Source organism: Acinetobacter sp. CIP 64.2 (assembly GCF_000369645.1).
In the GTDB taxonomy this organism is placed as follows: domain Bacteria; phylum Pseudomonadota; class Gammaproteobacteria; order Pseudomonadales; family Moraxellaceae; genus Acinetobacter.
Window position 1 is genome coordinate 1,076,223 of the sequence record NZ_KB850122.1, and the last position, 25,095, is coordinate 1,101,317.

Below are 25,095 nucleotides of genomic sequence, written 5' to 3' on the forward strand. Positions count from 1 at the left end.
CATTGAAGCCTGATCTAGACCATCAGGCTTTTTCTTTGTATCCAAGCTCAAAACACATGCCGAAATCTTCAATGTCATCTTGAAAAAGATCGTCAATTGTTTGCTTGCTTTCCATCCACGCTTTTGACATCACAAAAAGTGCATTCAACTTTTCCTCACTAATCATTCGATATTTTTTGAGGACTGTTTTAAATCCAAGAACGTCCAACAGAACTAAACAGTTCTCAAGCTCAGTCAAACCATTGGATTTTCTATCATTTTTCATTCTTGATAATGTGCTTGGATCAATCCCCATTTGCTCAGCAACCTGACTTTGGTTACTTGATGCAAGGGATTGCAAAACTCTAGAAACTTCATTTCTAGCCCTTGCGGATAATTCTGGTGATACTTTGCTCATGATTGTTCCTAAGCTGCTTTTTCATTATTTGTACGAGATTTCTTCTTTAAAAAAATCTCAGGATGTAAAAGCTTTTCTTTTGGCGGAATACCTCTAACTGTCCAATTTTGAACACGTTGGGTTCTATATTTGAGTTTTCGTGCAAGTACAGAAGCCCCGCCATTCGCTTCTATTAACTCGCGATCTGCTTGGATTGAATCCATAAGTAAATCCACATAAAACAATTTGTTTTATAAATATAAAACAGTTTGTTTTTATGGTCAATCACTTTGTTTGACACAGATTGTGTTTTTTTTGAGAAAATTAATTTAATTGTTTTTGGTTGTTTTATTATGAGTGATAAAGAGCTACACCCGACCATGCAGCGCATTTATGATGAGACTGGTCTGAATGCAAATTCATTAGCCACACTTTTAGATGTTGATTCTCAACTTGTGTATAACTGGGATAAGCGAGGGATTTCCAAAAAGGGGGGGTTGCAAGTTTCTCAAAAATTAAAATTAGACTATGCATGGATACTTACAGGTCAAGGTACACCATCTATAGAGAAAGTTTGTTCAGAAAAGAAAGTGAATCATTCGCCAAGAGTTGGGGGATGGGTTCCAGTTAAGTCTTATACAAAAATGGGTTATGACGGTTATTACACAGAAATGGGATATGGTGGTAATGGTGGAGATGGTTATGTTCCTTCTCTCACAGCAGGTTTACATGCCTATGCCGTAAAAGGAACAGGTGATTCAATGTATCCAGCAATCCGTAACGGTTGGTATATTGTTTGCGATCCTGATGCAACACCAACACCAACGGAATTTGTCGAGGTACAATTAAAGGATGGACGCAGAACAGTTAAAGAATTTATTGGTATAGTGAATGAAGTACTCCATTTATTAGCCGTGAACGGAGAAAAGAGAACAACTTTTGATATGGATGAGGTTGAAGCAATTGTTGCAGTAACTGATATTGTTCCACCAAGTAGGCATGTACATGACTACCCTACTTTGCCACTTCAAGATATTCATTACGATTAAATGAACTTCTACAGATACCGCCTTATGGCGGTTTTTTTTCGCTTATAAAAATCAACACATTTTGTTTTATAAAAATCTTGACCTTTTAAAACGGTTTGTTTTATATTGTCATAACACATTTTGTTTTAACCGTAAAAAAGCCCTTCCAGACTAGACATCAAAAAAAGGGCTTTTACTCAAAGAGCGAGAAGATTATGAAACAAATTGCTTTTAACAACAACCCTTCTTTCCAGTTCGGGAAAGTAATGCTTACTTCATGGGCAATTGCCACTGGCTTTGTTGGAGGTGGTGCTTTAATCGGTACCAAACTAACCCACTCTCAGCCTCAACCAGAAGCACCTACTTATAGCTTCGGAAATACACATTCTGATTACGGCGTTCTGGCTGTACAAATCACATCTGAATCAACTGGTAATGCAGTGGTCAATCTTGATGGCTTTCGTGTGTATTCAGGTTTTGACTTTGAGGTTGTAGCAGATGATAACGGAATGCTTGGCAGCAAAGATGAAGCGGTATTTATCAATAACTTTGCTGTAGAACGCATTCTCACACCAGATGGCAAAGAATATAACGTCTTCACAAATAAAGATGACATCAGAAATATGATCACCGTCATCACAGCTCACATCGAAAAAAACAAAATGGTTGAAGGGGTGTAATCATGGCTATCAATATCATTAGTGCTGATCAACCTTTGCAGGTTAATGCAATCATCACATACATTTATGCTGATCCGGGTCTTGGTAAAACCTCAATGGGCTTTACTGCAGACAAGGCCATTTCATTTGACTTTGACCGTGGTTCACATCGTACCGGTGAGCTACGCCGTGGCGCAGTGGTTCAAGTTCAGCAATGGAAAGATGTTGTTGACCTAACACCAAGTGATTTGGCTGCATATAACACCGTGGTAATCGATACAGTTGGGGCCATGCTTGAAAGCATTAAGACTCACCTACTCTTAACTGCAAATAACCGCCAGAAAGATGGCGCACTTAAATTAAAAGCTCAGGGATTGGCTAACCAAACATTTAAGCAATACATCAATACATTGATCAGCCTTGGGAAAGACGTTGTTTTCATTGCTCATGCCTCAGAAGATCAAAACGGCGATCAAGTTATCTATCGTCCAGATCTAGGCGGTAAAAACCGTAATGAGCTTTACCGTATTGCTGACATTATGGGGTATTTAACAACTGTCACCACTGGTGAAGGAAAGAATGCACGTGTTATCAGCTTCAAGCCATCACCTACCCACCATGCAAAAAACTCAGGTGCTTTAGGTGGTGAAACTGGTGAAGTATGGGTACCTGATCTCAAAGCTAATCCAACATTCCTAGCTGATCTTATTAAATCGGCTAAGGACCATATCAACACCCTTACACCTGAACAATTAGCACTGACTAAGGCTGTCGAGGATTTAACAAACTGGCAACAAAGCTGTGCTGAAGCTGAGCATGCTGGCGATCTAAATCAACTCACTGAGTCATTAAGCAAAGATCACATGTATTACCAAAACATGCGTCAAATCATGCTTGCTCGATCTAAAGAACTTGGGTGCACATTCGATAAGAATCAAAACAAATGGATCGGTCAGCCTGAGTTTCAAGGCATTAACAATGCTCAACGTGATGAGCTGCTTGGGTTCATTGATGAGCGTGGTCTGGATACCAAAACTGTCTGTGAACATCTAGGCATCGACAACCTTTTGCAAATCGAAGTTAAAACCCTTAACGCCGTAAAACAAGACATCGAAAAGATGGCCAAAGAAGGTGTTAAGTCATGAAATTCAACTACTCCACTCTAACCCGAATACTTTATGTATTCGGGGGAAATATGACTCACATTTTTCAAAATGTGAATGAATCAGAAGTAACGGCGTTGGTTGCCAATGTCAAATTTAAAGAATCAATTTGGAGAAAATAACGTGAATAACATAATTGATGCATCAGCATTGGAAAAAAAACAGTCATTCTGGAAAGAACAATTGTCAGCATTTGAACAACACTATTGGCTTCCTAATCTCTTTGAATTTCTAAAGTTCGACATGGATCTAGGGAATTATGTTCTCAAAAATGTAAACACTTCATTCAATGCAGAGCAATTTGATGATTCAGCTTTTGATAATGAAGCACAACATGCTTATGAGTTGGTGAATACAGCATGGTCGATGTGGATTAAAGCTGTAAGTCACATGAATAAAATGCTTGAAGGGTGCGTGGTGGTGCCAGTAAACAACGCAACAATCGTTGCTATTGAAAAGATGGTTGAACAACAAGTCGAAGCAAGCGGAATCACTGCGGATGTATTTCGGTTAGATGGTGAAAAGATTTTGAATGCAGCTGTAGAAGCAGCAAGGGGCGGAAAAGATGGCTTATGACTTTAACTGTCCATATTGTGCCTATGGTCATAATATCGAAGATTGTGCACATGAGGATGATTGGAATAAACCTGGTGAATTTGAATGCAAATGTAAGCACTGTAAAAAAGAATTCATTATTGAAGCTGAGGCAATCATTGACTATGACACAAGAAAGAAAGCAGATGCGGAGGGTAAATAAATGGCTAGTTTTCAAGGTATGACAATTGAAGAGGCTTTGAAGTCAGAACCAGTATTAAAAACGTCGGATCTTGAGCAAATTCTTAAACGCTCATCACGTACATTATGTCGCTGGCAAGATGAGGAAGAATTTGAGAACCCTATGCCTAAGCCATTCTCTGCTTGTCGTAATTCAGGCAACAATTATGACTCAGGTAAAATCCTTACATGGTTTCAATCGTTACCACTTCGCAAAAAGAAAAAAACGCTAGCCCGCTAGCGTTTCATCTTTCCATATATTTTCTAAACGCTCCACCCATTTTGTATAGGCTTGATATTGCTCGTCTAAATAATCATGCTTATCGTATGTTCCCCAAATTTTAGGCAATGCATGCCCTAGCATAATCTCACATACATGCGGCTGTGCGATCGTAGACATGTTCGTTCTCATGGTACGTCTTAAGTCATGCACTGACCAATGTTGGATTTCTATGTCTTTATGCCGCTTTAACCATTGAAAAATGTTATATGGCATTGTCAGGTGTGATGATTCACCAAGTGGCTGATCTGAACCATCTGCAGTGAATAGATAAACTGATTTAGGTGATAACTTCATTGCTTGAATCAAATATGGTTTGATGTTTTCTGTAATTGGTCTAATTAAAGGCTTTTTGGTTTTTTTCCCAGTTTTATGGTTTGCAGCAGGTACTGACCAAATATTCTTCTCAAAATCAAAATCTGATTTCTTAGCTAATTTTAACTCACCCACCCGGCATCCATATACCAATAGCATCGTTAAAAATAACTTATTCTTTTCGGCCATTCTTGTATTTTTCAACGCATCAAATGAAATATGAATTTCATAATCACTTAATGCCCTCTCTTTTACGTTCTTCTCGATTCTAAGGTCATGTTTTGCTGAGACGTTGGCTAAGTGGTTAGAAGTCACTAAACCCCGCTTACCGCCCCATTTTAAGCACTGATTAGCATTCAAAAGTAAACGTGCTGCAATTGATGGACTATGACGAACAACATCCTCTAATAATGAGATCCATTGATAAGCTGTAATGTCATCACTATTTTGGCTTCCAAATTTTGGTAGAACATAAATTTCGAATGATCGCTTAATATCATGATGACTAGCTTTGTTGGGAAAACAGAATTTTTCATACCATTCAGAAAATAGTTTTTCAAATGTATAAGCATTCTGAATACTGGAAAGCTCTTTTAATTTTACTTGTTTAGGGTCATGGCCTTTTTCCAATAGAGCACGTAAACGATCCGACTCTAAACGGGCTTCTTTTAAAGTGATGTTAGGATATGAACCAAGATCAAGCCGGTGTTGTTTCCCGTTATAGCGGTATCGTAATTGAAATATAACTTTACCCTTAGGTGTGATTCTCACCCCCATGGCATCACGATCTGAAAATTCTTCTAGCTTATCTCTATCCCTTCCGAGCTGCGCTTTTAACCAAGATTCTGTAAGAGCCATAAATACTAACACTAAAATGAAGGAGCAGTGAAAAACCCTCAAATATGTACTCATTTGTGTACATAATTTGCTTTGCTTATAGGTTCGCTTAGTGTCTGATTATGTCCGATAGTGACCGTGAAAAAAAGCCCAACATGTGGGCTTTACTTGATTTCTTGACTTATTGTGTCCGATAGCGACTTTTAGCTACTCCACTTCAATCATAAATATGAGCAATGATCGAGAAATTGCGTATATTTTTGATATCTACGGATTTTTTAGCTTGCGCCATGGGTTACCTTAAGAAAAATAGAACGCTCTATACTTCAGAAAAGTAAGGAGCCAAATGGTTTAATAAAATTGCTCGGGATTATAACAGAACAGCTTTTCAAAGTATTCAAAATAATAAAAGCTTTCATTGCGAAGACTGAACAATTTACTCACATTTAAGTCAATCAAACTGCTTCATATGAAATAGAGAAATCCATTGGATCTAAATCAGCAGCAATTGGCTGGTAAGCTTGGCTAAAACTCGGTGACATCCGCTTTGGTCGCCCTGAAGCAATTTCAATGCACGCCCATTTGGTATTGCCAACAAATAAAATGCTCTGATCTTTAGGGCGATAGAACGCATACTGGCGGAATGAATAGAGTGCATTAATATCATCCAGCCATGTCCGTAGAATGATTTCCTCACCCTCCAGTGCTGCCTTGCGATATTGTACGTGATGCTCAACTGCCACCATGGCGTGTTTCAGCTCGAGATATTGAGCTAGGCCTAAACCCAATGTCTCGATATGCGCTGAAGCAACATCTTGCATCCACTGGATATAAATGACGTTATTGACATGCCCCAATACATCGATATGTTTAGGCTGAACCTGTATTTTTAAATCAAAAATCGTACTCATAATTTTGCGTATTTCATCACGACCAACGTTTCGCTAGCTACACTAGTCTAAACACAACAGGATTTCAAAATAAAAACCACCCTAATTCTAGAGTGGTTTTTATTTAAGTAGTATTCAATAAAATTTAAATCTTAAGGTAAACGCAACCCAAGGATTGCACGTTGGCCTTGGCGAATAATCGTTACACGCGCAACACTATTCTTCGGCAAAGCCGAAACCGTTCTTGCAAACTGCTGGCTATTGGTAATTGCTGTACCATTCACTTGTACAATCACATCACCAGCAACCAGATTGGATAATGAAGCCGTACCACCACGTTTCACATCTTGAATCAAGATACCACCACGCACATCTAAGCGCGCTTGTTCAGCTGCGCTTAAATCACGAATACTCATACCCAAACCACTAGTCGGGTTATTTTTCTCAGCATCCGCAGCCGTATCATCTGGCGCAGTACCCAATGTTGCTGAGATCGTACGTGTTTTATCATCACGCAGAATTTCTAACTGAACCGTTTGATTTGGCGCAATACGGTTAAGGGAATAAAGTAAATCGCTAGTACGTGAAATTGGAGCACCATTGGCTTTCAAAATCACATCACCCGATTTTAGACCTGCTTTTTCAGCTGGCGATTTCGGTGCAACCTGAGTAATCAGTGAACCTTCTGGTTTTGGTAATTTATAGGCTTCAGCCAGGTTACGATCAATATCCTGCATCATGATACCTAAATATGAGCGAGTCACCTTACCTGTTGTTTTCAACTGCTGTACAACATCCATCGCCACATCGATTGGAATCGAGAAGGATAAGCCCATATAGCCACCCGTACCACTGAAGATACGTGAATTCACCCCAACGACTTCACCACGTTGGTTGAACAATGGCCCACCTGAGTTACCCGGATTCAGCGCAGCGTCAGTTTGAATAAAGGGAACAGACGTTTCACCACTCATATTACGTGATTTCGCACTGACAATTCCGGCTGAAGCAGAATAGTCAAAACCAAATGGTGAACCAATTGCCAATACAGGTTCACCCACACGGAGCTGATCAACATTACCAATTTTTAACTCTGGAAAGTTATTTCCATTGACTTTAAGCAGCGCAATATCGGTACGCTCGTCACTTCCCACAAGTGTCGCATCAAGCTCCCGACGGTCATTCAGGATAATACTGATACGGGAAGCATTTTCAACCACATGACGATTCGTTAATAAATAACCGTCCTTACCAATAAAAAACGCACTGCCATAGCCAGTTTTTTCTTGAGGCCCTTGCTGTTGTGGGATAATCACTTGATTGCCAAAAAAGCGCCGTAAAATTTCAGGGACTTGTTGTTGCAATAACTCTTCCTGAGTCATTTTCTTGACAACATTGACACTCACAACTGCAGGGCTGACCTGCTCAACCAGATTTGAAAAATCTACTGGCGATGCAGCATTGACTTGAGATGCTGCTATCGTAAATACCGCAGCATACATTCCTTGTTGTAAATAGCGACTTTTCATGAAGCAAGAACCCACATACTGATGATTAAAATAAGATTTAGGTCTATGTTTTTAGCATAACCCTACCATTCTTTTCGTAAAAATATGTTTATATTTTCAATGCATACAACGATCTAGAATGATGAAATGTGAATAAACTATGGAGAAACACGCCATGATCCACTGTCTAAGAATGGTTTTATCTTGGGGAGCTTAATCACAGATTAAAACAATGTACTGAAACGTAATCATTTTCACATTCATACAGTTGGGGCAAAAATTAATAAGCAAATAAATCGCATTCGCTAAAAATTCATTCAATTCTAGGCAGATTAGCCCTTGCCTTTTTGATCAAAAAGCGGTGTCATTAGCGAACGTTTAAAACTGAAGCAGATCGACGACATGCCTGATTTAAAAACAATTCACCATTTTGATGTGATTATTGTGGGCAGTGGTGGTGCAGGTTTAAGCCTCGCACTCTCTTTACCAAGTCATTACAACATTGCAATTTTAGCCAAGGCAGCCTTGACAGAGGCCAGTACCTTCTATGCGCAAGGCGGTGTTGCTGCAGTCTTAGACGAAACAGATTCTATTCAACAACACATTAATGACACTATGATTGCAGGCGGTCATCTTTGCGAGTTGGATGCAGTCCAACATACCGTTGAAGGCGGTAAACCTTCGGTTGACTTCCTGCTTAAACAAGGTGTGCAATTTACGCTAGATGAAGATGAACAACTTCATCTCACCCGTGAAGGTGGTCACTCACAACGTCGCATCATTCACTCTGCCGATGCCACAGGTAAAGCCATTTCAACCACCTTAGTTGAACGTGCCAAAGAACGAAAAAATATTACGATTTTTGAAAATTATATTGCGATTGATTTAATTACTTTGCATAAACTTGGCCACCAAAACCAAGCCAATCGTTCAATCGGCCTTTATGCTCTAGATGAATCCAACGAACAGGTTCATACCTTTTTAGCGCCTTTTACCGCTTTGGCTTGTGGCGGTGCGATGAAAGCATACCTCTACACCTCAAACCCAGACATCGCAACAGGCGACGGGATTGCCATGGCTTATCGTGCAGGATGTCGTGTAGCGAATATGGAATTTAACCAATTCCATCCAACTTGCTTATATCACCCCAAAGCCCGTTCTTTCCTGATTACCGAAGCAATGCGTGGCGAAGGTGCTTATTTACGTTTACCGGATGGCGAACGTTTTATGCTGCGTTTTGATGAACGTGCTGAACTGGCGCCGCGTGATATTGTGGCACGTACCATCGACCATGAAATCAAGCGTTTAGGTATTCGTCACGTCTGGTTAGACATTACCCATAAATCACCCGAATTTATTACTGAACACTTCCCGACACTGTATGCCCGTTTGCTTGAACTCGGTATTGATATCACCAAAGATATGATCCCTGTTGTGCCTGCAGCACACTATACCTGTGGCGGTGTGGTGGTGGATGAACATAGCCAGACTGATTTAGATGGCTTGTATGCCATTGGTGAGACCTCTTATACAGGCCTACATGGTGCTAATCGTATGGCGAGTAACTCCTTACTTGAATGTTTCGTTTATGGCATGAGTGCAGCAGAAGATATTGAACAGAAGTTTGATACTGAGTTTAAATTCCCTGATGTTCCAACATGGGATGAAACCCAAGTCACCGATGCTGATGAAGATGTAGTGATCTTACAAAACTGGGACGAACTACGTTCGACCATGTGGAACTATGTCGGTATTGTGCGTACCACTAAGCGTTTACAGCGTGCCTTACACCGTATTGAAATGTTGAAGCATGAAATCACTGAGTATTATCAGGATTATCGCGTCAGCAAAAACTTGATTGAATTGCGTAACCTAGTGCTGGTTTCAGAAATGATTGTACGTTGTGCAATGGAGCGTAAGGAGTCACGCGGTTTGCATTACACACTGGATTATCCTGAACTTTCGAATGAAATTCGCAAAACGGTGTTAACGCCACCGAATTTTAAAGTGGAACAGCCGTTGGTGAATGACTGATACTTTTAAGTTTTTGAGCCTTTCAAGACGACTTAAAGTTATGATTAGCTATCGCGGTAGGCGACATGGATGTCGCCCGTTGAGCTGCGGCATCAAGGATGTACCGTCAGCTCAACAAAGGATTTTTGTTACTTTTCATCCTTGAAAAGTAAGGCATAAGTAATAGTGTTCAAAGCGTGATTTCAAACTTTTTAACAATAAAAATTGAGAATATAGCTGTTTTTATTTCAAATATTGCAAAGCATCTTCAAACACAACATCCGCATTCTGTGTCGCATCCAATCGCTTCATCCGTTCAGGCTCTGCTTGCCATAAAGTCTCATAACCCGCACGAACTTTAGCAAAGAAACTCAATTTCTCTTGTTCAAAACGATCCAATGCCCCGCGCTCCCGAGCACGGGTCATCCCCAACTCAATCGGCGCATCCAGCCAAAAGGTAATATTCGGCATTTTCGCGACAAAGGTTTGATTTAACAGTTGCAACTTTTCCTGACTCAAACCACGTCCAGAACATTGATAAGCAAAGCTGGCATCAGTAAAGCGATCACTCAACACAATCTTGCCTGCCTGCAATGCTGGTAAAATCACTTGCTGTAAATGCTGTGCACGTGCGGCATAAATCAAAAGTAGCTCAGTATCATGACTCATCTGCTCTTCATGATTCACGGCCAATAATAATGAGCGGATCTGCTCAGCTAAAGGCGTACCACCCGGTTCACGGGTCAATACCACCTCCTTACCTTGCTGTTCAAAGTACTGATGAATTTTACGAATCAGTGTAGTCTTACCTACACCTTCCGTCCCTTCAAAACTAATAAACATCATTCGCCCTGCTTTTTCTTTGAACGTAGTACAGTTAAATATTCTTGTACTGCCCGATTATGATCGTCTAACGACGCTGTAAATTTATGCCCACCATTACCTGTCGCAACAAAATAAATATTTTTGGCATCATCAGGATGCATCGCTGCTTCAATGGCTTTTTTGCCTGGTAGAGCAATTGGTGTTGGTGGTAAACCATTGATCGTATAAGTGTTATATGCAGTTGGGGTACGCAAGTCATTACGGGTGATATTGCCTTTATAGTTATCACCCATGCCATAAATCACGGTTGGATCTGTTTGCAAACGCATTCCGATTTTTAAGCGACGAACAAATACGCCTGAAACCTGTTCTAACTCACTGTCTAAACTGGTTTCTTTCTCGATAATCGAAGCCATGATCAACGCTTCATACTTATCCTTGTACGGTAAATTCGGTGCTTTCTTTGCCCATGCTTCATCCAGCGATTTTATTTGACGGCGGTATAAATCGGTTAAGATTTTTTTATCTGTTTCACCTTTGGCAAAGAAGTAAGTGTCTGGTGCAAACAGACCTTCTGGATGTGTATATGGAATATCTAACTGCTTTAATAGCTCACTGTGTGGAAGATCAAGTAAGGTATTAGTGACATTCGGATCTTTTTTCAGACTCTGGATCAGCTGTGAAAAAGTCGTTCCTTCAATCACCAAAATACGATTCATCTGCGCATTATCTGCATCGGCCAACATATCCATGACCTGACGAATACTCATTCCCGCTGTCACTTCATAAACACCTGCTTTCATGGTGTCATGAATCATAAACTTCTGATACAGCTTTAAAACTATTGGAAAGTTCACTTTATTTTCTTTGGCTAAACGATCGATAAATCGTGAGTACGTATCACCAGAAGAAATCACCAGAAGCTGTTTCTTACCTTCTACAGGATAATTTTTAAATAAACTTGACCATACAACGCCAAAGCTCCCCAATAGCACAATCATAACGACGATTAAAAAGGCTTTAAAAAAAGAAAATCTGGCTTTCGGTTTCGCTTTAGGCTTTTTCTTACTTTTGCTGGAATTAGGCTGCTTTGGCATATTAATCAATCTGGCTAAGTTTTAAAGTTTCAAATAAATCAAGATAGGGTTGTTGCTCTAAAGCCCGATCATTGAATCGAACAACCGCTTTCATGGGATGTAAGGCATTACAAAAAAATAGATTCTGGATGTGCCCAATCTCATTGATATCGATACATCGCTGCTCACATTCAATCTGGTATTGCTGCATTCTCGATAAGATTCTGGCTCTCATCACACCATGGACGCCATTATAACGAAGTTCAGGCGTAATCCATCGGTCATTTATACGAATAAAACAATTACTGCTCACCCCTTCAACAATATAACCTTGTACATCACTCACCAACGCTTCCAGCCAACCATGTTGATCCGCTTCTTGCTTGAGTAAAACCTGCTCTAATCTATTCAAGGTTTTTAAACCCACCAAATGTGGCATATTCAAACCTAAGGCATGATGCAACATCCCGCTTTCTATCCATTCAGGCTGAAAAACTTGAGTTGCACGCGGGTAATACCAAACATATACATCAGCAGCATGTAATGGAAGGCTATAGCCTCGATCTCCGATACCTCGACTGATCACGACTTTTATGGTGCCATTGAGACGTTCATTCTGTTTCGCTAAGTGCTGTAAAGAGCTTTCAATAAAACTCAGATCAGCCTCAAGGCTTAAATTTTTACAAGCCAACTGCAAACGTGCAAAGTGTAATTCTTTTAGTTCAAAAATTCCGTGAAAAATACGTGCTGTGGTAAAACAACCATCGCCATAATGAAAAGCTCGATCTAATAAAGGAATGGAATCAATCAATTGTCCATTTTTATAACATTGCATGACCTAAGTACCTATTCACTTTCTGTGAGCCTGATAACAAATACTAAATAACCACTTGATTTTAAACAAGGATGTTAATTTAATTTTCGCCAAAAAAAACAAATCTATATCAATAATTCAGCAAAGCTTAGCTGTTTTATGCAATTGCATTTTTTTCATATCAAATTCGATTTTAATTATTTTTTTTGCAAAAAAACTGACGTTATGCTGCGTACATATTCCAAACAGTGATTTAGTTTTTAAGGGGTCTTTCATGCGTTTATCTCAAGTTAAAGTTGGCATCATTGCCGCACTACTCTCAGTTTCTTCATTTGCTGCACAAGAATTTTTAAATGTGTCTTATGATCCAACTCGTGAACTTTATACAGATTTCAATAAACAATTTGGTACATTCTGGAAACAACGTACAGGACAAGACATTGATTTTAAACAGTCTCATGGCGGTTCAGGTAAACAAGCGCGCGCGGTAATTGACGGCTTAAATGCAGATGTCGTTACGCTTGCACTTGCAGCGGATATTGACGAAATTGCTAAAAATGCAAAATTACTTCCTGCAGACTGGCAAAAGAAATTACCAAACAACTCTACGCCATACACTTCAACAATTGTATTCCTTGTTCGTAAAGACAATCCAAAGCAAATTAAGGACTGGGGTGATCTGGTTAAACCTGGTGTAGAAATCATCACACCAAATCCAAAAACATCAGGTGGAGCACGTTGGAACTATTTAGCAGCATGGGCATGGGCGAAACATCAAAAAGGCGGTAATGACGCTAAAGCACAAGAATTTGTCCGTCAAATTTATAAGCAAACCAAAGTGCTTGATTCAGGTGCTCGTGGTGCAACCACGACATTTGCTGAACGCGGTATCGGTGACGTATTACTGGCTTGGGAAAATGAAGCTTATCTTGCTGTACGTGAACAGCCTGGTAAATTCGAGATTATCACGCCATCCCTCTCAATTCTTGCTGAACCACCTGTTGCAGTCGTAGAAAAAAATGCCGAGAAAAAAGGCAACTTACAAATTGCTCGTGGTTATTTGAACTACCTCTACTCACCTGCGGGCCAAGAGATTGCGGCACGTAACTTTTACCGCCCGCGCAATGCAGCGGTATTAAAGAAATATAGCAATGTATTCAAACCCCTAAAATTAGTGACGATTGATCAAGAATTCGGTGGCTGGACCAAAGTGCAAAAAACTCACTTTGATAATGGCGGTATCTTTGACCAAATCGTCAAGCTCAACAGCACAGGCAAATAAAAATCTCCCTTGCGCTGCTATAAACGCAGCTCACCTCTTTAAAAAGAGAGGAATTACACGGATCTTCGTTTAGTTACTAAATTCGTGTCACTTCTCTCTTTCTTAAAGGGGGAGGTTGGGAAGGATTCTAAGGAGAATAGACATGATTCATACCGTAATTGTTCCTGGTGTAGGTGGTAGCGAAGCACAACATTGGCAGTCTTGGTTACAACAGCAACTCGTGTCTAGCTCTCGCGTTGAACAGAAACATTGGGATCGTCCTGTGCTCAGTGAATGGGTTGCTCAGTTTGTCAAAACGGTTTCAGTTGCGCCAGCACCTGTGCAAATCGTTGCCCACAGCTTTGGTTGTTTGACTAGTGTCGCAGCGCTTGCTGAACACCCTGAACTCCGAGCAAAAGTGAAAAATCTGGTTTTGGTTGCTCCAGCAAATCCTGCACGTTTTGGTGAAGCAGGTTTTGCTCGGCATAGCTTGACGGACTACCAACAGTACTTTCAGCAACTCAAAATTGATGTACCCAGCACTTTACTGATCAGTGAAAATGACCCTTGGTTAGGTTATGTCGATGCCTTGCAATTGGCTCAGGCATGGAAATTAACTCCTATCAATTTAGGTGCTGTTGGTCATATCAATGTCGCATCTGGATTTGGACCCTTCCCTGAGATCCTGAACTATTTGCTTCCTGAAAAAAAGATATCACCCATCGTCCGAATGAGTCAGGCAAATTTTAATTTGAAATTTGCCTGACTCCAGCTTTCCGTAATTTTAGTATTCGCATTATTTATTTGCTTGTTTTAGCAAAAATTTCTCTTTGAGGAAATATCATGTCGCAGCGTTCCCGAGTGCTGCCTGGGTTTGGTCTCTCATTAGGCTTCACCCTCGCTTACGTGTCTTTGATTGTGCTTATTCCTTTATCTGCTGTCTTTATCAAATCTTTAGGGATTGGATGGGACGGCTTATGGGAAATCTTAACCTCAGAACGAATTTTAAAGTCTTTACAACTTAGCTTTAGCGCCGCACTGATTGCCGCTTTGGTCAACGTAGTATTTGGTCTCCTACTCGCATGGTGTTTGGTTCGCTATAGCTTTCCAGGTAAACGCATTATCGATGCTTTAGTAGACTTGCCATTTGCCCTACCAACAGCTGTTGCAGGTATTGCATTAACCTCTTTATACGCACCAACAGGCTGGATTGGACAATATCTTTCACCGCTAGGGATTGAAGTAGCTTATACCCCCATTGGGATTACATTAGCCTTGATCTTTATTGGCCTACCTTTCGTGGTTCGTACTGTACAACCTGTATTGAGTGATATTGAAACCGAATTGGAAGAAGCCGCTTCTGCCTTAGGTGCAAATCGTTGGCAAACCATTACCAAAATCATTTTGCCAATTTTATTCCCAGCCTTACTGACAGGCTTTGCTTTGGCCTTTGCCCGTGGGGTCGGTGAATATGGTTCAGTCATTTTCATTGCAGGTAACCAGCCCTATAAAACAGAAATCGCCCCCCTAATGATTATTTCGCGTTTAGAAGAATATGATTATGCGGGCGCAACCACCATCGCTGTAGTCATGCTTGTCCTCTCTTTCGGGATCTTATTTTTAATTAACTTGGTACAAGCATGGGCAAGCCGCCGCACAGGGAGAGTTGCACAATGAGCTTAAATACCAATGGCAATGCTTTAGCACTGAAATTACAAACCAGAGATGCAACCCGTGAACCGACTTGGGTTCGTTATAGCCTAATCAGTGTTGCATTAATCTTTTTTTTGAGTTGTTTACTCCTTCCTCTGATTCTGGTTTTTGTTGAGGCGTTTAAGCAGGGTCTCACAGTTTATATTAATGCTTTAACTGATTCGGATACCTTATCGGCAGTTAAGCTGACCTTGCTCACTGCTGCAATTGCAGTCCCAATTAATGTGGTATTCGGGATTGCAGCAGCTTGGGCGGTTGCGAAATTCCAGTTCCGTGGTAAAGCCATTTTGACCACTATTATTGATATACCATTTTCGGTTTCTCCTGTCATTGCAGGTCTAATGCTAGTACTCATATTCGGTGCGCAAGGCTGGATGGGTGGATGGTTAATGGATCATGACATCAAAATCTTGTATGCCGTACCTGCAATTGTATTAGCCACCATTTTTATTACGGTTCCTTTCGTTGCTCGTGAACTCATTCCATTGATGGAAGCTCAGGGCACAGAGGAAGAAGAAGCAGCCATTGTTCTTGGAGCTTCAGGTTGGCAAACCTTCTGGAAAGTAACCTTACCCAATATTAAATGGGGTCTGATTTATGGTGTGATTCTGTGTAATGCCCGTGCAATGGGCGAATTTGGTGCCGTCTCTGTGGTTTCAGGACATATCCGAGGCCAAACCAATACACTGCCGTTGCATGTTGAGATTCTCTATAACGAATATACCTTTAGTGCTGCATTTGCTGTGTCTTCATTACTGGCATTTTTAGCGATCATTACTTTGATTTTGAAAACTTGGCTAGGAGTTCGCCAAGACCAAGCAAATGAACATCAACCCAATCACTAAGGAATGAACACATGAGTATTCAAGTTAAAAATATTGAAAAACACTTTGGTGCATTCCATGCGCTGAAAAATATCTCTTTAGACTTTCCGGAAGGTGAATTGGTTGCCCTGCTTGGCCCTTCTGGTTGTGGAAAAACAACCTTACTACGCATTATTGCAGGTTTAGAGTCTGCAGATGACGGTCAGGTTTTACTTGAAGGTGAAGATGCCACCAATATCCATGTACGCGAACGCCAAGTTGGTTTCGTATTCCAGCATTATGCCCTGTTTCGCCACATGACTGTTTTTGACAATATTGCCTTTGGTTTACGCGTGCGTCCGCGTGCAACACGCCCATCAGAAGCTGAAATCAAAAAACGTGTCACTCGTTTACTCGATTTAGTCCAACTCGGCTTTTTGGCAGACCGCTATCCAGCTCAGCTTTCAGGTGGCCAACGCCAACGTATCGCCTTGGCACGTGCCTTGGCAGTTGAACCTCGTGTTTTATTACTCGATGAGCCATTTGGTGCATTAGATGCCAAAGTCCGTAAAGAATTACGTCGCTGGTTACGAACGTTACATGATGAACTTCACATCACTTCAATCTTCGTAACACACGATCAGGAAGAAGCCTTAGAAGTTGCAGATCAGATTATTGTCATGAACAAAGGTGACGTCGAACAAATTGGTTCACCACGAGAAGTGTACGAAAAACCTGCAACCCCATTTGTTTTTGATTTCCTTGGTCAAGCAAATCGTTTTGAAGGTGAGCATACTGGCGGTATTATTCGTATCGGTGATGATCGTATTCAGCTACCAACTAGCCTAGAAGCGCCGCAAGGGAAAGTGATTGCCTTTGCGCGGCCGAATGAATTACATATTCATACTCAGCCTCAAGCTAATACCATTGAGGCAACCTTCTTGCGGGAAGTATGGATTGCAGGTCGTGTCGTAGCTGAATTACAAGATCGTAGTGGACGAACGATTGAAATTTTATTAACTGTAGAAGAGGCGAACTTACATCAATTCAAACCAAATCAAACCGTTTGGATTAGTGCGGCTCAACTTCATTTATTCGCAGATCAAACAACGCAAGTTGCTTAAAATAATATTGATGGGGTAAAACACGCCCCATCCTCTTATGAGGAAAAACTTTTATGAACTTCCAACAACTCAGAATTATTCGAGAAACTGTTCGCCAAAACTTTAATTTGACTGAAGCATCTGCGGCACTTTATACCTCCCAATCTGGTGTCAGTAAACACATTAAAGATTTAGAAGATGAATTAGGTGTACAACTATTTGTCCGTAAAGGCAAACGTTTGCTTGGCCTAACCGAACCGGGTCAGTCCTTATTAAGCATTGTAGAACGCATGCTGGTCGATGCCGACAATATTAAACGTCTGGCCGATGATTTTAACAAAGTCGATGAAGGGACGCTCACAATTGCCACAACACATACACAGGCACGTTATGTCCTTCCGCCAATCGTTAACCAATTTAAAAAATTATTTCCAAAAGTACATTTGGTTTTACAACAGGCCAGTCCTGTTGAAATTGCAGAAATGTTGCTACAAGGTGAAGCAGATATCGGCATTGCAACTGAATCTTTGACCACAGAAGAGAATTTAGCCAGCGTGCCTTATTATGAGTGGCACCATAGCATCATTACGCCAAAAGATCACCCACTCACAAAACTAGATAAAATCAGCTTAGACGTATTAGCTGAATATCCTTTAATTACCTACCATGGTGGTTTCACAGGACGCTCTAAAATTGATAAAGCGTTTGAAGATGCACAATTGCATGCTGATATTGTGATGTCAGCGCTCGATGCCGATGTTATCAAAACCTATGTTGAGCTTAATATGGGGGTTGGAATTGTCAATGATGTCGCTTACGATGCGGAGCGCGACTATCGTTTACAACAGATTAAAACCGATATTTTTGGGGTAAATACCACTTGGATTGCGGTGCGTAAAGGACATTTACTCCGTGGCTATGGCTATGAGTTCATCTCACTGTGCTCACCACAAACAGATATTAAAGCCTTGAAAAAAGTGGCTTATCCTGAAGAGTAACCCTCTAAAAAATAAAAAGGCTCATCTAGAGCCTCTTTGTTTGTCTTTGATCTGATATCAGAACATAAAAAAACGAGCATGCTGCTCGTTTTTTTATGTTGAATGCATGGATTAGAACTTGAAGCTCACACCCACTTTTGCAACTGGCATCCACTCATAGCGGCCTTTATTCTCAAGCTTATGCGCATCACGATCCGCAGCAACTTGACCATCTTCAATACCACCTACTTTTTGTAAACCTGTCGCTTTTAAATCAACATCAGGGTTACCAGTATAGTAAGTACCAACTTCACCAAATAAGCCTACATTCTTATAAACAGGTGCGTTAATACCAACACCTAAGTATGGAGCAAGTTGATTGTCATACTTTAAATTACCATCGACCGAACCATTACCACCCGGTGCATAATAGTTTGAGCCATCAATTTTAATCGTATCATTTGAATTAGATACAGATTTTTTCAAGTCATATTTACTATCGATATAGCCCACACCAGCAGCTACATAAAGCGAACGTGCCAGTGTATTTTCACTAACACCCCATGGATGAACCTCAGCATTCAAATATGCATTTTTATTACGCATTTTAGTGTCATATTTCGTGCCATCAATTTTTACATCAGACCAAGAAATTTTCCCGCCATCGTAACCCGCTGTTAATCCCACATAAGGGTTAACACGATAAGTTACGGCGCCGCCGTAGCCTGTCGTACCTACTTCAGCACGAACTGAAACTGGAGCTAAATATGAAGGGAATGCATAAACTGATTCCCTAACCACTTGCTCATCTGCTGCAAATGCAGTACCTGCAATTGCTGTTAATGCACCTGTTGCTAACATAACACGCAAAGCTTTCATTGAAGTCTCCTCAAAAAATGCTTTTATTTAAATAAATATATAATTGTTGCTTGTGAAATAAGCATAAAAGAATGATCGCTATTTTTTTATACAAAAACTGATTACTTTTTGTTATTTTTTGATACAAATTCGAAGTAATTATGTATTTATAAAATATAGATAAAAAACAATAAGCTCCATTTTTATTACAGTTTTATTGCTCAAATTTAAAACAAAATATTGTAACTACTTTTTTCAAAGATTCTGAGGGGCTACTAGCTCTTTATCCATGGTCTCGACATGAGCCCTATACGACACAAGATTTTTTAGGCGATACAAGGCCTTAGCCACTCTAAATGAACAAGACACAACGATGTAGCGACAAAAACACCCCGATCCTTGAGCTTCGCCCTGCGTTGCGATCAAAGCAGTACTTTGCTCTTGCCCAGGTTATGGCTAAAATTTCCTCACACTGCGTTATGAAACTTGGCAAGCGCATAGTCATTCCCTGCGTTTCATGCCTCATTTCATAAAATTTTAGCCTATAACGCAACCTATTTAGAAAATGGCAACAGACCCTAAAAAATTAGTGTAAAATCTACAAAATTTTTTTGGAAGAAGGAAGATCATGTCTCAGCTTTCTACAATCATTGAGCAAGCATTTGAAGACCGTGCCAACTATAGTGCAGCGGACTGCCCAACAGAAATCCGTCAAGCCGTAGAAGAAGCATTGACTGGTTTAGATAACGGTACCCTCCGTGTTGCAGAAAAAATTGATGGTGAATGGGTTGTTCATCAATGGTTAAAAAAAGCAGTTTTACTTTCATTTAAACTCAACGACAATACGCCGATTGAAGCGTGCGATCTTCGTTTCTATGACAAAGTAGCAACCAAATACTCAGGTTGGACAGAAGAACAGTTCAAAGCTGCTGGTGTGCGTGTTGTACCACCTGCAGTCGCACGCCGTGGTAGCTTCCAAGCAAAAAATGTAGTGTTGATGCCTTCATATGTCAACATTGGCGCGTATGTTGATGAAGGTACCATGGTTGACACATGGGCAACGGTCGGTTCATGTGCACAAATTGGTAAAAATGTTCACTTATCAGGCGGCGTTGGTATTGGTGGCGTATTAGAGCCATTGCAAGCAAACCCGACCATTATTGAAGATAACTGCTTCATTGGTGCACGTTCTGAAATCGTTGAAGGTGTGATTGTTGAAGAAGGTTCTGTGATTTCAATGGGCGTTTTCATTGGTCAATCAACCAAGATCTTCGATCGTGAAACTGGCGAAGTTCATTACGGTCGCGTACCAGCAGGTTCTGTGGTTGTTGCTGGTAGCCTTCCATCGAAATGCGGTACTTACAGCCTTTATGCTGCAATCATCGTCAAAAAAGTAGATGCGAAAACTCGCGCTAAAACCAGCTTGAACGATTTATTACGCGCTGACTAATTTGTAATATTTATTGTGGAACTTGATCGTTCCTCGGAGCTTCAATTGCTCCTCGTCTCTACGATCAGTCATGGTCGTAGAGATTTTGTTTTTTATGTAGCATGCTGCTTATGCGGCACCTGTTTGTGGTAACTGTTTATGGCTTCCTTACGTTCTTCGGCAATTCCTGTCTCTGATCCTGCGGCTGGTTTACGCATTACGGAGATCTTTTACTCTTTGCAAGGCGAAGCGAATACGTTTGGTCTACCGACTGTTTTTATTCGTTTAACAGGCTGTCCTTTACGTTGTAGTTATTGTGATACCACCTACTCTTTTGAAGGCGGTGAGCGTTTATCACTCGAACAGATTATCGAAACTGCTAGCCAGCATAAAACACCCTATATTTGTGTCACAGGGGGCGAGCCACTTGCTCAACCGAATTGCCTGATCTTATTACAGCGTCTGTGTGACCTCGGTTTCGACGTTTCCTTGGAAACCAGTGGTGCTTTAGATGTCTCTAAAGTTGATCGCCGTGTTTCTAAAGTACTGGATTTAAAAACACCGACCTCCAAAGAAGATCATCGAAATCTGTACAGCAATCTTGACTATTTAACCCAGCACGATCAGATCAAATTTGTGATCTGTAATCGTGAAGACTATGAATGGTCAAGACAACAACTTGAACAGTTTCAATTGCAAAACAAAGTGAGTACGGTCTGGTTCTCCCCCGCTTTTGCAGTTGAAAAAGGTGCGGTCGCCCTGCCTGCATTGGCGCGCGATTTAGCACAGTGGATTTTAGAAGACCATCTCCCTGTTCGCTTCCAGCTCCAGTTGCATAAACTGTTATGGAATGATGAATCTGGTCGTTAAAACTCATGAAACCATTCTACTCATCAGAATGGTCTTCTCCAATTTAAATTTAGGTTAAATAATGGAAAATAATATGCGTTCCCGTGCCATCGTATTATTGTCTGGCGGTTTAGATTCAACAACGTGTCTAGCTTGGGCACAAGCAAACTACGAATGTATTGCTTTAAGCTTTATGTATGGTCAACGTTCGACCACAGAACTTGATGCAGCCAAAGCACTGGCTCAACGCGCAGGTGTCGAACACCGTATCATTAATATTGATTTGGGTAATTTAGGTGGGTCTGCACTTACAGATCATAACATTGAAGTCCCAGAACAATTACAAGAAGGCATTCCTGTAACTTATGTTCCAGCACGTAACACCATTTTCTTATCTTATGCGCTCGCAGCAGCCGAAGTATTTGACGCTGAAGCCATCGTCATTGGGGTCAATGCTGTTGATTATTCAGGGTATCCAGACTGCCGTCCAGAATTTATTGACGCTTTTGCCAATTTAGCTCGTCTTGCAACAAAAGCGGGTGTTGAAGGAAAACCTCTTAAAATTGAAACACCTTTGTTACATTTATCCAAAGCGAATATTATACGCTTAGGCATCGAACATGGCGTAGACTATAGTCAAACGGTATCCTGCTATCAGGCAGATGCTCAAGGACGTGCATGTGGCAAATGCGACAGTTGTCGTCTACGTCAACAAGGTTTTATCGAAGCAGGTATTGCAGATCCTACGCGATACGCTGAATAACCGATATAGGGTAAAAAATTAGGTACATTATATGAAGTTTTCTAAATCAAATCTTATTCTTTCTACCATGATGTCAGCTGCTGCATTATTTGCAACAGCAACTCACGCAGCTGATAATCCATTACAAACTGCGTATAAAAGTACCAATGTAAAAGCAGCATTGGTCAATGTATGTAAAGATCAAACTGCGAAAGGCGGTAAATTAACAGCAGCAGAAGTCAGCAAGTTCTGTGGTTGCCAAATTGACGCACAAGGTAAAGTAACCGAAGCTCAGAAATGGGAAATCCAAAGCGCAATTAACGCGAAGAAAAGCCCAAGTTCTTTAGCTTTTGTACAACAGCAAAATAAAGACCTACAAGCATGCTTAGGTGCGCCGCTTGTCAGCAAACTTGAAAAGTTAACTGAAGAAGCAATGAAAGCTGCTCAGCAACAGCAGCAACAAGCTCCTAAAAAATAAGCTTGGATTGCCTAGAAAAAGCCTGCATTAATGCAGGCTTTTTTATTGGGTTTTGTTAAAATCCCTTTTATCTAGAATCAGTTGAATAACAGTATGCAAGACCAGTGGAGAACCAATGCTGATCAACGGCGGTCGATTGTGTCATTTAGTGGTGGCAAAGACAGCTCCCTAGCCCTCTACCATACGATGCAGACAGGCGTTGCTGTTGGTCTAATCGTGATGTTAGAAGAACAAGGTCAGCGCTCTCGTTCACATGCCATGCCACTCGATATCATTCATGCACAGGCAAATGCGGTTGGTTTACCGGTGTTTATGGCCTCTTCCAGTTGGGCAGACTATGAAAATAAATTTATTGCTCTACTCGATCAAGCCAAACAACAGGGTGCCGAAGTTCTGGTAACGGGTGATTTAAATATGCCTGAACATGGCTGTTGGCATGATCGTGTGACCCAACAGGTTGGACTTAAACTAGGCATGCCGCTGTGGTTACGTCCACATAAAGAAGTGGTAGAAGAGTTTATCAATCTTGGTTTCCGCAGTGTGATCGTCACCGTCAATCTTAAACTTGGGATGAAAGTCGAAGATCTGGGCAGAACCCTCACCTTAGACTACATCCAAGAACTAGAAAATCGAGGGGTTGATCCATGTGGTGAAGGTGGTGAATTCCATACAACAGTCATTGATGGACCAATTTTTAACAAAGCTATTCCTGTACGTCACGGCGATATTGTTTATCATGAGGAATATGCTTTTTTAACACTTGAGCTTGAAAACAATTAATTTTATCGAAGGATAAGCAATGTCTGAGAATATTCAATTACCGAATCACAGCTTCCCAACCACACAAGGTGAAGTCAATCTTACTGAACTGAGCAGCGAATGGTTGATTCTTTATTTCTATCCAAAAGACTCAACTCCAGGCTGTACCACACAGGCAGTCGGGTTTTCATGCTTAAAAGATCAATTCGATGCCTTAAATTGTCAAATCATTGGTGTGTCACGAGATTCCGTTAAAGCACATCAGAACTTTACTGAAAAACAAGCGCTCACGATTGATTTAATCAGCGATAAAGAAGAAGTACTCTGTAAACATTTCGATGTGATTAAAGAAAAAAATATGTATGGCAAACAAGTGATGGGCATCGAGCGCTCTACTTTTATTTTCCATAACAAGCAATTGGTCAAGACCTATCGTAAAGTTAAAGCTGCTGGTCATGCCGAACAAGTGCTTGAAGACTTAAAAGCATTACAAAAAGCATAATCATGGTGAGTAACAAAAAAGCGAGTTCAATACTCGCTTTTTTGTTGAAGCAAATTACGTTTGACGTATGATAAATAGATTAAAAAAATTAAATGAAAGACATTAACAATGAATTATTCCCATGTTTTTTGGCCATTCGCTTTGGTGTTTTTTTTAGTAGCATGTAATTCCAACACACCAACAACACCCCAAGATCAGCCACCTCTAGTGCCACAAATTACGATAACAGCGACTGAAATTCGCTGCCAAGATCTACAGAACCCAGCCTATCAGCGCATGCTGCTGCAAGCGATCAATGAAATTAGACAACATCCTCAGCAATGTGGAGAACAATATTTTCCAGCAGTTGCACCACTCAAATGGAATAATCAACTCTATCAAACTGCTTTGAGTCATGCTCAGGAAATGGCTCAACACAATTTTATAGGACATGTCAGCATCACAGGGCAAGATTTTAGAACCCGTTTGAAACATTCACAATTTAGCGGTCGAGGCGGTGGAGAAAATGTGGCACGCGGACAAAAAAACCTGCATGCTGTTATGGCAACCTGGTTAGCCAGCCCTGTCCATTGCCATAATTTAATGCATCCAAAATTTACAGATTACGCCATTGCTTGTACCACCGATCAATCCGCTCGGCAAAAAAACTATTGGGCGCAACACTTCGGCGTTCGTTAAAAGGAAAAACTAATGCAATCAGGTTCAATTACCCCGATTTTTCGTATTTTTGATCTTCCACTTGCCCGATCATTTTATCTTGATTATTTAGGCTTCCAACAGGATTGGGAGCATACCTTTGCGGATAACTTCCCTATTTATCTACAAATTTCTAAAGGTGATTGTATTATTCATTTATCTGAGCATTTCGGTGATGCCAGCCCACACAGTGCAATTCGGATTTATTGGCAAGATCTGACACAGCTACATGCTGAAATTGCTGCACAAGATTATAAATTTGCCAAGCCACAAATTGAAAAAACGGATTGGGAAACTTTAGAACTCATTATCACCGATCCATTTTCCAATCGACTTATTTTTTGGGAAGATGCTTAATCCTCTTCCC

The 25,095-nt window shown here is 40.7% G+C and carries 30 protein-coding genes and 1 pseudogene; 21 read left to right on the forward strand and 10 right to left on the reverse strand.

Going from position 1 to position 25,095, the window contains the following annotated elements; translation table 11 throughout:
- Positions 1-22 precede the first annotated feature (22 nt).
- Positions 23-397: a helix-turn-helix domain-containing protein gene (locus F895_RS06015; RefSeq protein WP_005242610.1), complete on the reverse strand. Its 375-nt coding sequence runs from the start codon at positions 395-397 to the stop codon at positions 23-25.
- An 8-nt stretch (positions 398-405) separates the two neighbouring features.
- The gene (locus tag F895_RS06010; RefSeq protein WP_005242613.1) at positions 406-600 is read right to left on the reverse strand and encodes a hypothetical protein; all 195 of its coding nucleotides are present in this window, start codon (positions 598-600) and stop codon (positions 406-408) included.
- Between the two features lie 129 nt (positions 601-729).
- Between F895_RS06010 and F895_RS06005 the strand changes: the two genes are divergently transcribed.
- The 6 genes from F895_RS06005 to F895_RS05980 all read left to right on the forward strand — a co-directional run bounded on the left by F895_RS06005 (position 730) and on the right by F895_RS05980 (position 4,241).
- Complete coding sequence (locus tag F895_RS06005; RefSeq protein ID WP_005242622.1) at positions 730-1,425, forward strand: LexA family transcriptional regulator; 696 nt, start codon at positions 730-732, stop codon at positions 1,423-1,425.
- Positions 1,426-1,619: 194 nt separating this feature from the next.
- Positions 1,620-2,084: a hypothetical protein gene (locus F895_RS06000; protein ID WP_005242624.1), complete on the forward strand. Its 465-nt coding sequence runs from the start codon at positions 1,620-1,622 to the stop codon at positions 2,082-2,084.
- Positions 2,085-2,086: 2 nt separating this feature from the next.
- On the forward strand, positions 2,087-3,208 hold the full coding sequence (locus F895_RS05995) for an ATP-binding protein (protein WP_005242625.1): 1,122 nt from the start codon (positions 2,087-2,089) through the stop codon (positions 3,206-3,208).
- Between the two features lie 105 nt (positions 3,209-3,313).
- Positions 3,314-3,802: a hypothetical protein gene (locus tag F895_RS05990; RefSeq protein WP_227501346.1), complete on the forward strand. Its 489-nt coding sequence runs from the start codon at positions 3,314-3,316 to the stop codon at positions 3,800-3,802.
- Positions 3,792-3,983 carry a hypothetical protein gene (locus F895_RS05985; protein WP_005242629.1) on the forward strand — a complete coding sequence of 64 codons (192 nt, stop codon included), beginning with the start codon at positions 3,792-3,794 and terminating at the stop codon, positions 3,981-3,983. The genes F895_RS05990 and F895_RS05985 overlap by 11 nt, the downstream gene beginning before the upstream one ends.
- Positions 3,984-4,241 carry a hypothetical protein gene (locus F895_RS05980; protein ID WP_005242631.1) on the forward strand — a complete coding sequence of 86 codons (258 nt, stop codon included), beginning with the start codon at positions 3,984-3,986 and terminating at the stop codon, positions 4,239-4,241.
- Here the strand turns inward: F895_RS05980 and F895_RS05975 are convergent.
- The 4 genes and pseudogenes from F895_RS05975 to F895_RS05965 all read right to left on the reverse strand — a co-directional run bounded on the left by F895_RS05975 (position 4,230) and on the right by F895_RS05965 (position 7,851).
- A complete protein-coding gene (locus tag F895_RS05975) occupies positions 4,230-5,453 on the reverse strand; it encodes a tyrosine-type recombinase/integrase (protein WP_005242633.1) in 1,224 nt (407 codons plus the stop codon). The two genes, F895_RS05980 and F895_RS05975, sit on opposite strands and share 12 nt — an antisense overlap.
- A gap of 205 nt (positions 5,454-5,658) precedes the next feature.
- Positions 5,659-5,724 (reverse strand): annotated as a pseudogene (locus F895_RS20485) (hypothetical protein); the annotation flags it as partial.
- A 163-nt stretch (positions 5,725-5,887) separates the two neighbouring features.
- The gene (locus F895_RS05970; protein WP_005242634.1) at positions 5,888-6,343 is read right to left on the reverse strand and encodes an acyl-CoA thioesterase; all 456 of its coding nucleotides are present in this window, start codon (positions 6,341-6,343) and stop codon (positions 5,888-5,890) included.
- Between the two features lie 131 nt (positions 6,344-6,474).
- A complete protein-coding gene (locus tag F895_RS05965; RefSeq protein ID WP_005242636.1) occupies positions 6,475-7,851 on the reverse strand; it encodes a Do family serine endopeptidase in 1,377 nt (458 codons plus the stop codon).
- Positions 7,852-8,232: 381 nt separating this feature from the next.
- Here F895_RS05965 and nadB point away from each other — a divergent pair, with 381 nt between their 5' ends.
- A complete protein-coding gene (nadB, locus tag F895_RS05960) occupies positions 8,233-9,864 on the forward strand; it encodes an L-aspartate oxidase (RefSeq protein WP_005242639.1) in 1,632 nt (543 codons plus the stop codon).
- Between the two features lie 222 nt (positions 9,865-10,086).
- On the opposite strand, the gene tmk is transcribed toward nadB, so the two are convergent.
- The 3 genes from tmk to pabC are packed head-to-tail and all read right to left on the reverse strand — an operon-like array spanning position 10,087 to position 12,579.
- Positions 10,087-10,686, reverse strand: a complete 600-nt coding sequence (gene tmk / locus F895_RS05955; protein WP_005242641.1) for a dTMP kinase — start codon at positions 10,684-10,686, stop codon at positions 10,087-10,089.
- Positions 10,686-11,765 (reverse strand): endolytic transglycosylase MltG, encoded by a 1,080-nt coding sequence (gene mltG / locus F895_RS05950; protein ID WP_005242642.1) that lies wholly within the window; start codon positions 11,763-11,765, stop codon positions 10,686-10,688. The genes tmk and mltG overlap by 1 nt, the downstream gene beginning before the upstream one ends.
- A gap of 1 nt (position 11,766) precedes the next feature.
- Positions 11,767-12,579, reverse strand: coding sequence for an aminodeoxychorismate lyase (pabC, locus tag F895_RS05945; RefSeq protein ID WP_005242650.1), 813 nt, complete (start codon positions 12,577-12,579; stop codon positions 11,767-11,769).
- A gap of 253 nt (positions 12,580-12,832) precedes the next feature.
- Between pabC and F895_RS05940 the strand changes: the two genes are divergently transcribed.
- From F895_RS05940 to F895_RS05915, 6 genes are all read left to right on the forward strand, one after another.
- Complete coding sequence (locus F895_RS05940; protein WP_005242651.1) at positions 12,833-13,840, forward strand: sulfate ABC transporter substrate-binding protein; 1,008 nt, start codon at positions 12,833-12,835, stop codon at positions 13,838-13,840.
- A gap of 142 nt (positions 13,841-13,982) precedes the next feature.
- Positions 13,983-14,585 carry an RBBP9/YdeN family alpha/beta hydrolase gene (locus tag F895_RS05935; RefSeq protein ID WP_005242652.1) on the forward strand — a complete coding sequence of 201 codons (603 nt, stop codon included), beginning with the start codon at positions 13,983-13,985 and terminating at the stop codon, positions 14,583-14,585.
- A 77-nt stretch (positions 14,586-14,662) separates the two neighbouring features.
- Positions 14,663-15,496, forward strand: coding sequence for a sulfate ABC transporter permease subunit CysT (gene cysT, locus F895_RS05930; RefSeq protein ID WP_005242653.1), 834 nt, complete (start codon positions 14,663-14,665; stop codon positions 15,494-15,496).
- Complete coding sequence (gene cysW / locus F895_RS05925; protein ID WP_005242654.1) at positions 15,493-16,377, forward strand: sulfate ABC transporter permease subunit CysW; 885 nt, start codon at positions 15,493-15,495, stop codon at positions 16,375-16,377. The genes cysT and cysW overlap by 4 nt, the downstream gene beginning before the upstream one ends.
- A gap of 11 nt (positions 16,378-16,388) precedes the next feature.
- Positions 16,389-17,459 carry a sulfate/molybdate ABC transporter ATP-binding protein gene (locus F895_RS05920; protein WP_005242655.1) on the forward strand — a complete coding sequence of 357 codons (1,071 nt, stop codon included), beginning with the start codon at positions 16,389-16,391 and terminating at the stop codon, positions 17,457-17,459.
- Between the two features lie 53 nt (positions 17,460-17,512).
- The gene (locus F895_RS05915; protein WP_005242656.1) at positions 17,513-18,436 is read left to right on the forward strand and encodes a CysB family HTH-type transcriptional regulator; all 924 of its coding nucleotides are present in this window, start codon (positions 17,513-17,515) and stop codon (positions 18,434-18,436) included.
- A 111-nt stretch (positions 18,437-18,547) separates the two neighbouring features.
- On the opposite strand, the gene carO is transcribed toward F895_RS05915, so the two are convergent.
- Complete coding sequence (carO, locus tag F895_RS05910) at positions 18,548-19,294, reverse strand: ornithine uptake porin CarO (RefSeq protein WP_005242657.1); 747 nt, start codon at positions 19,292-19,294, stop codon at positions 18,548-18,550.
- 607 nt (positions 19,295-19,901) lie between these two features.
- Here carO and dapD point away from each other — a divergent pair.
- From dapD to F895_RS05870, 8 genes are all read left to right on the forward strand, one after another.
- The gene (dapD, locus tag F895_RS05905; RefSeq protein ID WP_005195842.1) at positions 19,902-20,723 is read left to right on the forward strand and encodes a 2,3,4,5-tetrahydropyridine-2,6-dicarboxylate N-succinyltransferase; all 822 of its coding nucleotides are present in this window, start codon (positions 19,902-19,904) and stop codon (positions 20,721-20,723) included.
- Between the two features lie 138 nt (positions 20,724-20,861).
- A complete protein-coding gene (queE, locus tag F895_RS05900) occupies positions 20,862-21,572 on the forward strand; it encodes a 7-carboxy-7-deazaguanine synthase QueE (RefSeq protein WP_005242659.1) in 711 nt (236 codons plus the stop codon).
- A gap of 73 nt (positions 21,573-21,645) precedes the next feature.
- The gene (gene queC / locus F895_RS05895) at positions 21,646-22,314 is read left to right on the forward strand and encodes a 7-cyano-7-deazaguanine synthase QueC (RefSeq protein WP_010589729.1); all 669 of its coding nucleotides are present in this window, start codon (positions 21,646-21,648) and stop codon (positions 22,312-22,314) included.
- A gap of 31 nt (positions 22,315-22,345) precedes the next feature.
- Positions 22,346-22,771, forward strand: a complete 426-nt coding sequence (locus F895_RS05890; RefSeq protein ID WP_005242661.1) for a hypothetical protein — start codon at positions 22,346-22,348, stop codon at positions 22,769-22,771.
- Positions 22,772-22,864: 93 nt separating this feature from the next.
- On the forward strand, positions 22,865-23,551 hold the full coding sequence (locus tag F895_RS05885) for a Dph6-related ATP pyrophosphatase (RefSeq protein ID WP_005242662.1): 687 nt from the start codon (positions 22,865-22,867) through the stop codon (positions 23,549-23,551).
- Between the two features lie 19 nt (positions 23,552-23,570).
- Positions 23,571-24,032, forward strand: coding sequence for a peroxiredoxin (locus tag F895_RS05880; protein WP_005242663.1), 462 nt, complete (start codon positions 23,571-23,573; stop codon positions 24,030-24,032).
- Between the two features lie 108 nt (positions 24,033-24,140).
- Positions 24,141-24,710 (forward strand): CAP domain-containing protein, encoded by a 570-nt coding sequence (locus F895_RS05875; protein ID WP_005242664.1) that lies wholly within the window; start codon positions 24,141-24,143, stop codon positions 24,708-24,710.
- A gap of 12 nt (positions 24,711-24,722) precedes the next feature.
- Positions 24,723-25,085: a glyoxalase superfamily protein gene (locus tag F895_RS05870; RefSeq protein ID WP_005242665.1), complete on the forward strand. Its 363-nt coding sequence runs from the start codon at positions 24,723-24,725 to the stop codon at positions 25,083-25,085.
- The last annotated feature ends 10 nt before the right edge of the window (positions 25,086-25,095 follow it).

Excerpts from the sequence above, each read along its gene's own strand:
- F895_RS06015 (WP_005242610.1), bottom strand. The coding sequence starts at position 397 with ATGAGCAAAGTATCACCAGAATTATCCGCAAGGGCTAGAAATGAAGTT.
- F895_RS06010 (WP_005242613.1), bottom strand. The coding sequence starts at position 600 with ATGGATTCAATCCAAGCAGATCGCGAGTTAATAGAAGCGAATGGCGGG.
- F895_RS06005 (WP_005242622.1), top strand. The coding sequence starts at position 730 with ATGAGTGATAAAGAGCTACACCCGACCATGCAGCGCATTTATGATGAG.
- F895_RS06000 (WP_005242624.1), top strand. The coding sequence starts at position 1,620 with ATGAAACAAATTGCTTTTAACAACAACCCTTCTTTCCAGTTCGGGAAA.
- F895_RS05995 (WP_005242625.1), top strand. The coding sequence starts at position 2,087 with ATGGCTATCAATATCATTAGTGCTGATCAACCTTTGCAGGTTAATGCA.
- F895_RS05990 (WP_227501346.1), top strand. The coding sequence starts at position 3,314 with ATGTCAAATTTAAAGAATCAATTTGGAGAAAATAACGTGAATAACATA.
- F895_RS05985 (WP_005242629.1), top strand. The coding sequence starts at position 3,792 with ATGGCTTATGACTTTAACTGTCCATATTGTGCCTATGGTCATAATATC.
- F895_RS05980 (WP_005242631.1), top strand. The coding sequence starts at position 3,984 with ATGGCTAGTTTTCAAGGTATGACAATTGAAGAGGCTTTGAAGTCAGAA.
- F895_RS05975 (WP_005242633.1), bottom strand. The coding sequence starts at position 5,453 with ATGGCTCTTACAGAATCTTGGTTAAAAGCGCAGCTCGGAAGGGATAGA.
- F895_RS05970 (WP_005242634.1), bottom strand. The coding sequence starts at position 6,343 with ATGAGTACGATTTTTGATTTAAAAATACAGGTTCAGCCTAAACATATC.
- F895_RS05965 (WP_005242636.1), bottom strand. The coding sequence starts at position 7,851 with ATGAAAAGTCGCTATTTACAACAAGGAATGTATGCTGCGGTATTTACG.
- nadB (WP_005242639.1), top strand. The coding sequence starts at position 8,233 with ATGCCTGATTTAAAAACAATTCACCATTTTGATGTGATTATTGTGGGC.
- tmk (WP_005242641.1), bottom strand. The coding sequence starts at position 10,686 with ATGTTTATTAGTTTTGAAGGGACGGAAGGTGTAGGTAAGACTACACTG.
- mltG (WP_005242642.1), bottom strand. The coding sequence starts at position 11,765 with ATGCCAAAGCAGCCTAATTCCAGCAAAAGTAAGAAAAAGCCTAAAGCG.
- pabC (WP_005242650.1), bottom strand. The coding sequence starts at position 12,579 with ATGCAATGTTATAAAAATGGACAATTGATTGATTCCATTCCTTTATTA.
- F895_RS05940 (WP_005242651.1), top strand. The coding sequence starts at position 12,833 with ATGCGTTTATCTCAAGTTAAAGTTGGCATCATTGCCGCACTACTCTCA.
- F895_RS05935 (WP_005242652.1), top strand. The coding sequence starts at position 13,983 with ATGATTCATACCGTAATTGTTCCTGGTGTAGGTGGTAGCGAAGCACAA.
- cysT (WP_005242653.1), top strand. The coding sequence starts at position 14,663 with ATGTCGCAGCGTTCCCGAGTGCTGCCTGGGTTTGGTCTCTCATTAGGC.
- cysW (WP_005242654.1), top strand. The coding sequence starts at position 15,493 with ATGAGCTTAAATACCAATGGCAATGCTTTAGCACTGAAATTACAAACC.
- F895_RS05920 (WP_005242655.1), top strand. The coding sequence starts at position 16,389 with ATGAGTATTCAAGTTAAAAATATTGAAAAACACTTTGGTGCATTCCAT.
- F895_RS05915 (WP_005242656.1), top strand. The coding sequence starts at position 17,513 with ATGAACTTCCAACAACTCAGAATTATTCGAGAAACTGTTCGCCAAAAC.
- carO (WP_005242657.1), bottom strand. The coding sequence starts at position 19,294 with ATGAAAGCTTTGCGTGTTATGTTAGCAACAGGTGCATTAACAGCAATT.
- dapD (WP_005195842.1), top strand. The coding sequence starts at position 19,902 with ATGTCTCAGCTTTCTACAATCATTGAGCAAGCATTTGAAGACCGTGCC.
- queE (WP_005242659.1), top strand. The coding sequence starts at position 20,862 with ATGGCTTCCTTACGTTCTTCGGCAATTCCTGTCTCTGATCCTGCGGCT.
- queC (WP_010589729.1), top strand. The coding sequence starts at position 21,646 with ATGCGTTCCCGTGCCATCGTATTATTGTCTGGCGGTTTAGATTCAACA.
- F895_RS05890 (WP_005242661.1), top strand. The coding sequence starts at position 22,346 with ATGAAGTTTTCTAAATCAAATCTTATTCTTTCTACCATGATGTCAGCT.
- F895_RS05885 (WP_005242662.1), top strand. The coding sequence starts at position 22,865 with ATGCAAGACCAGTGGAGAACCAATGCTGATCAACGGCGGTCGATTGTG.
- F895_RS05880 (WP_005242663.1), top strand. The coding sequence starts at position 23,571 with ATGTCTGAGAATATTCAATTACCGAATCACAGCTTCCCAACCACACAA.
- F895_RS05875 (WP_005242664.1), top strand. The coding sequence starts at position 24,141 with ATGAATTATTCCCATGTTTTTTGGCCATTCGCTTTGGTGTTTTTTTTA.
- F895_RS05870 (WP_005242665.1), top strand. The coding sequence starts at position 24,723 with ATGCAATCAGGTTCAATTACCCCGATTTTTCGTATTTTTGATCTTCCA.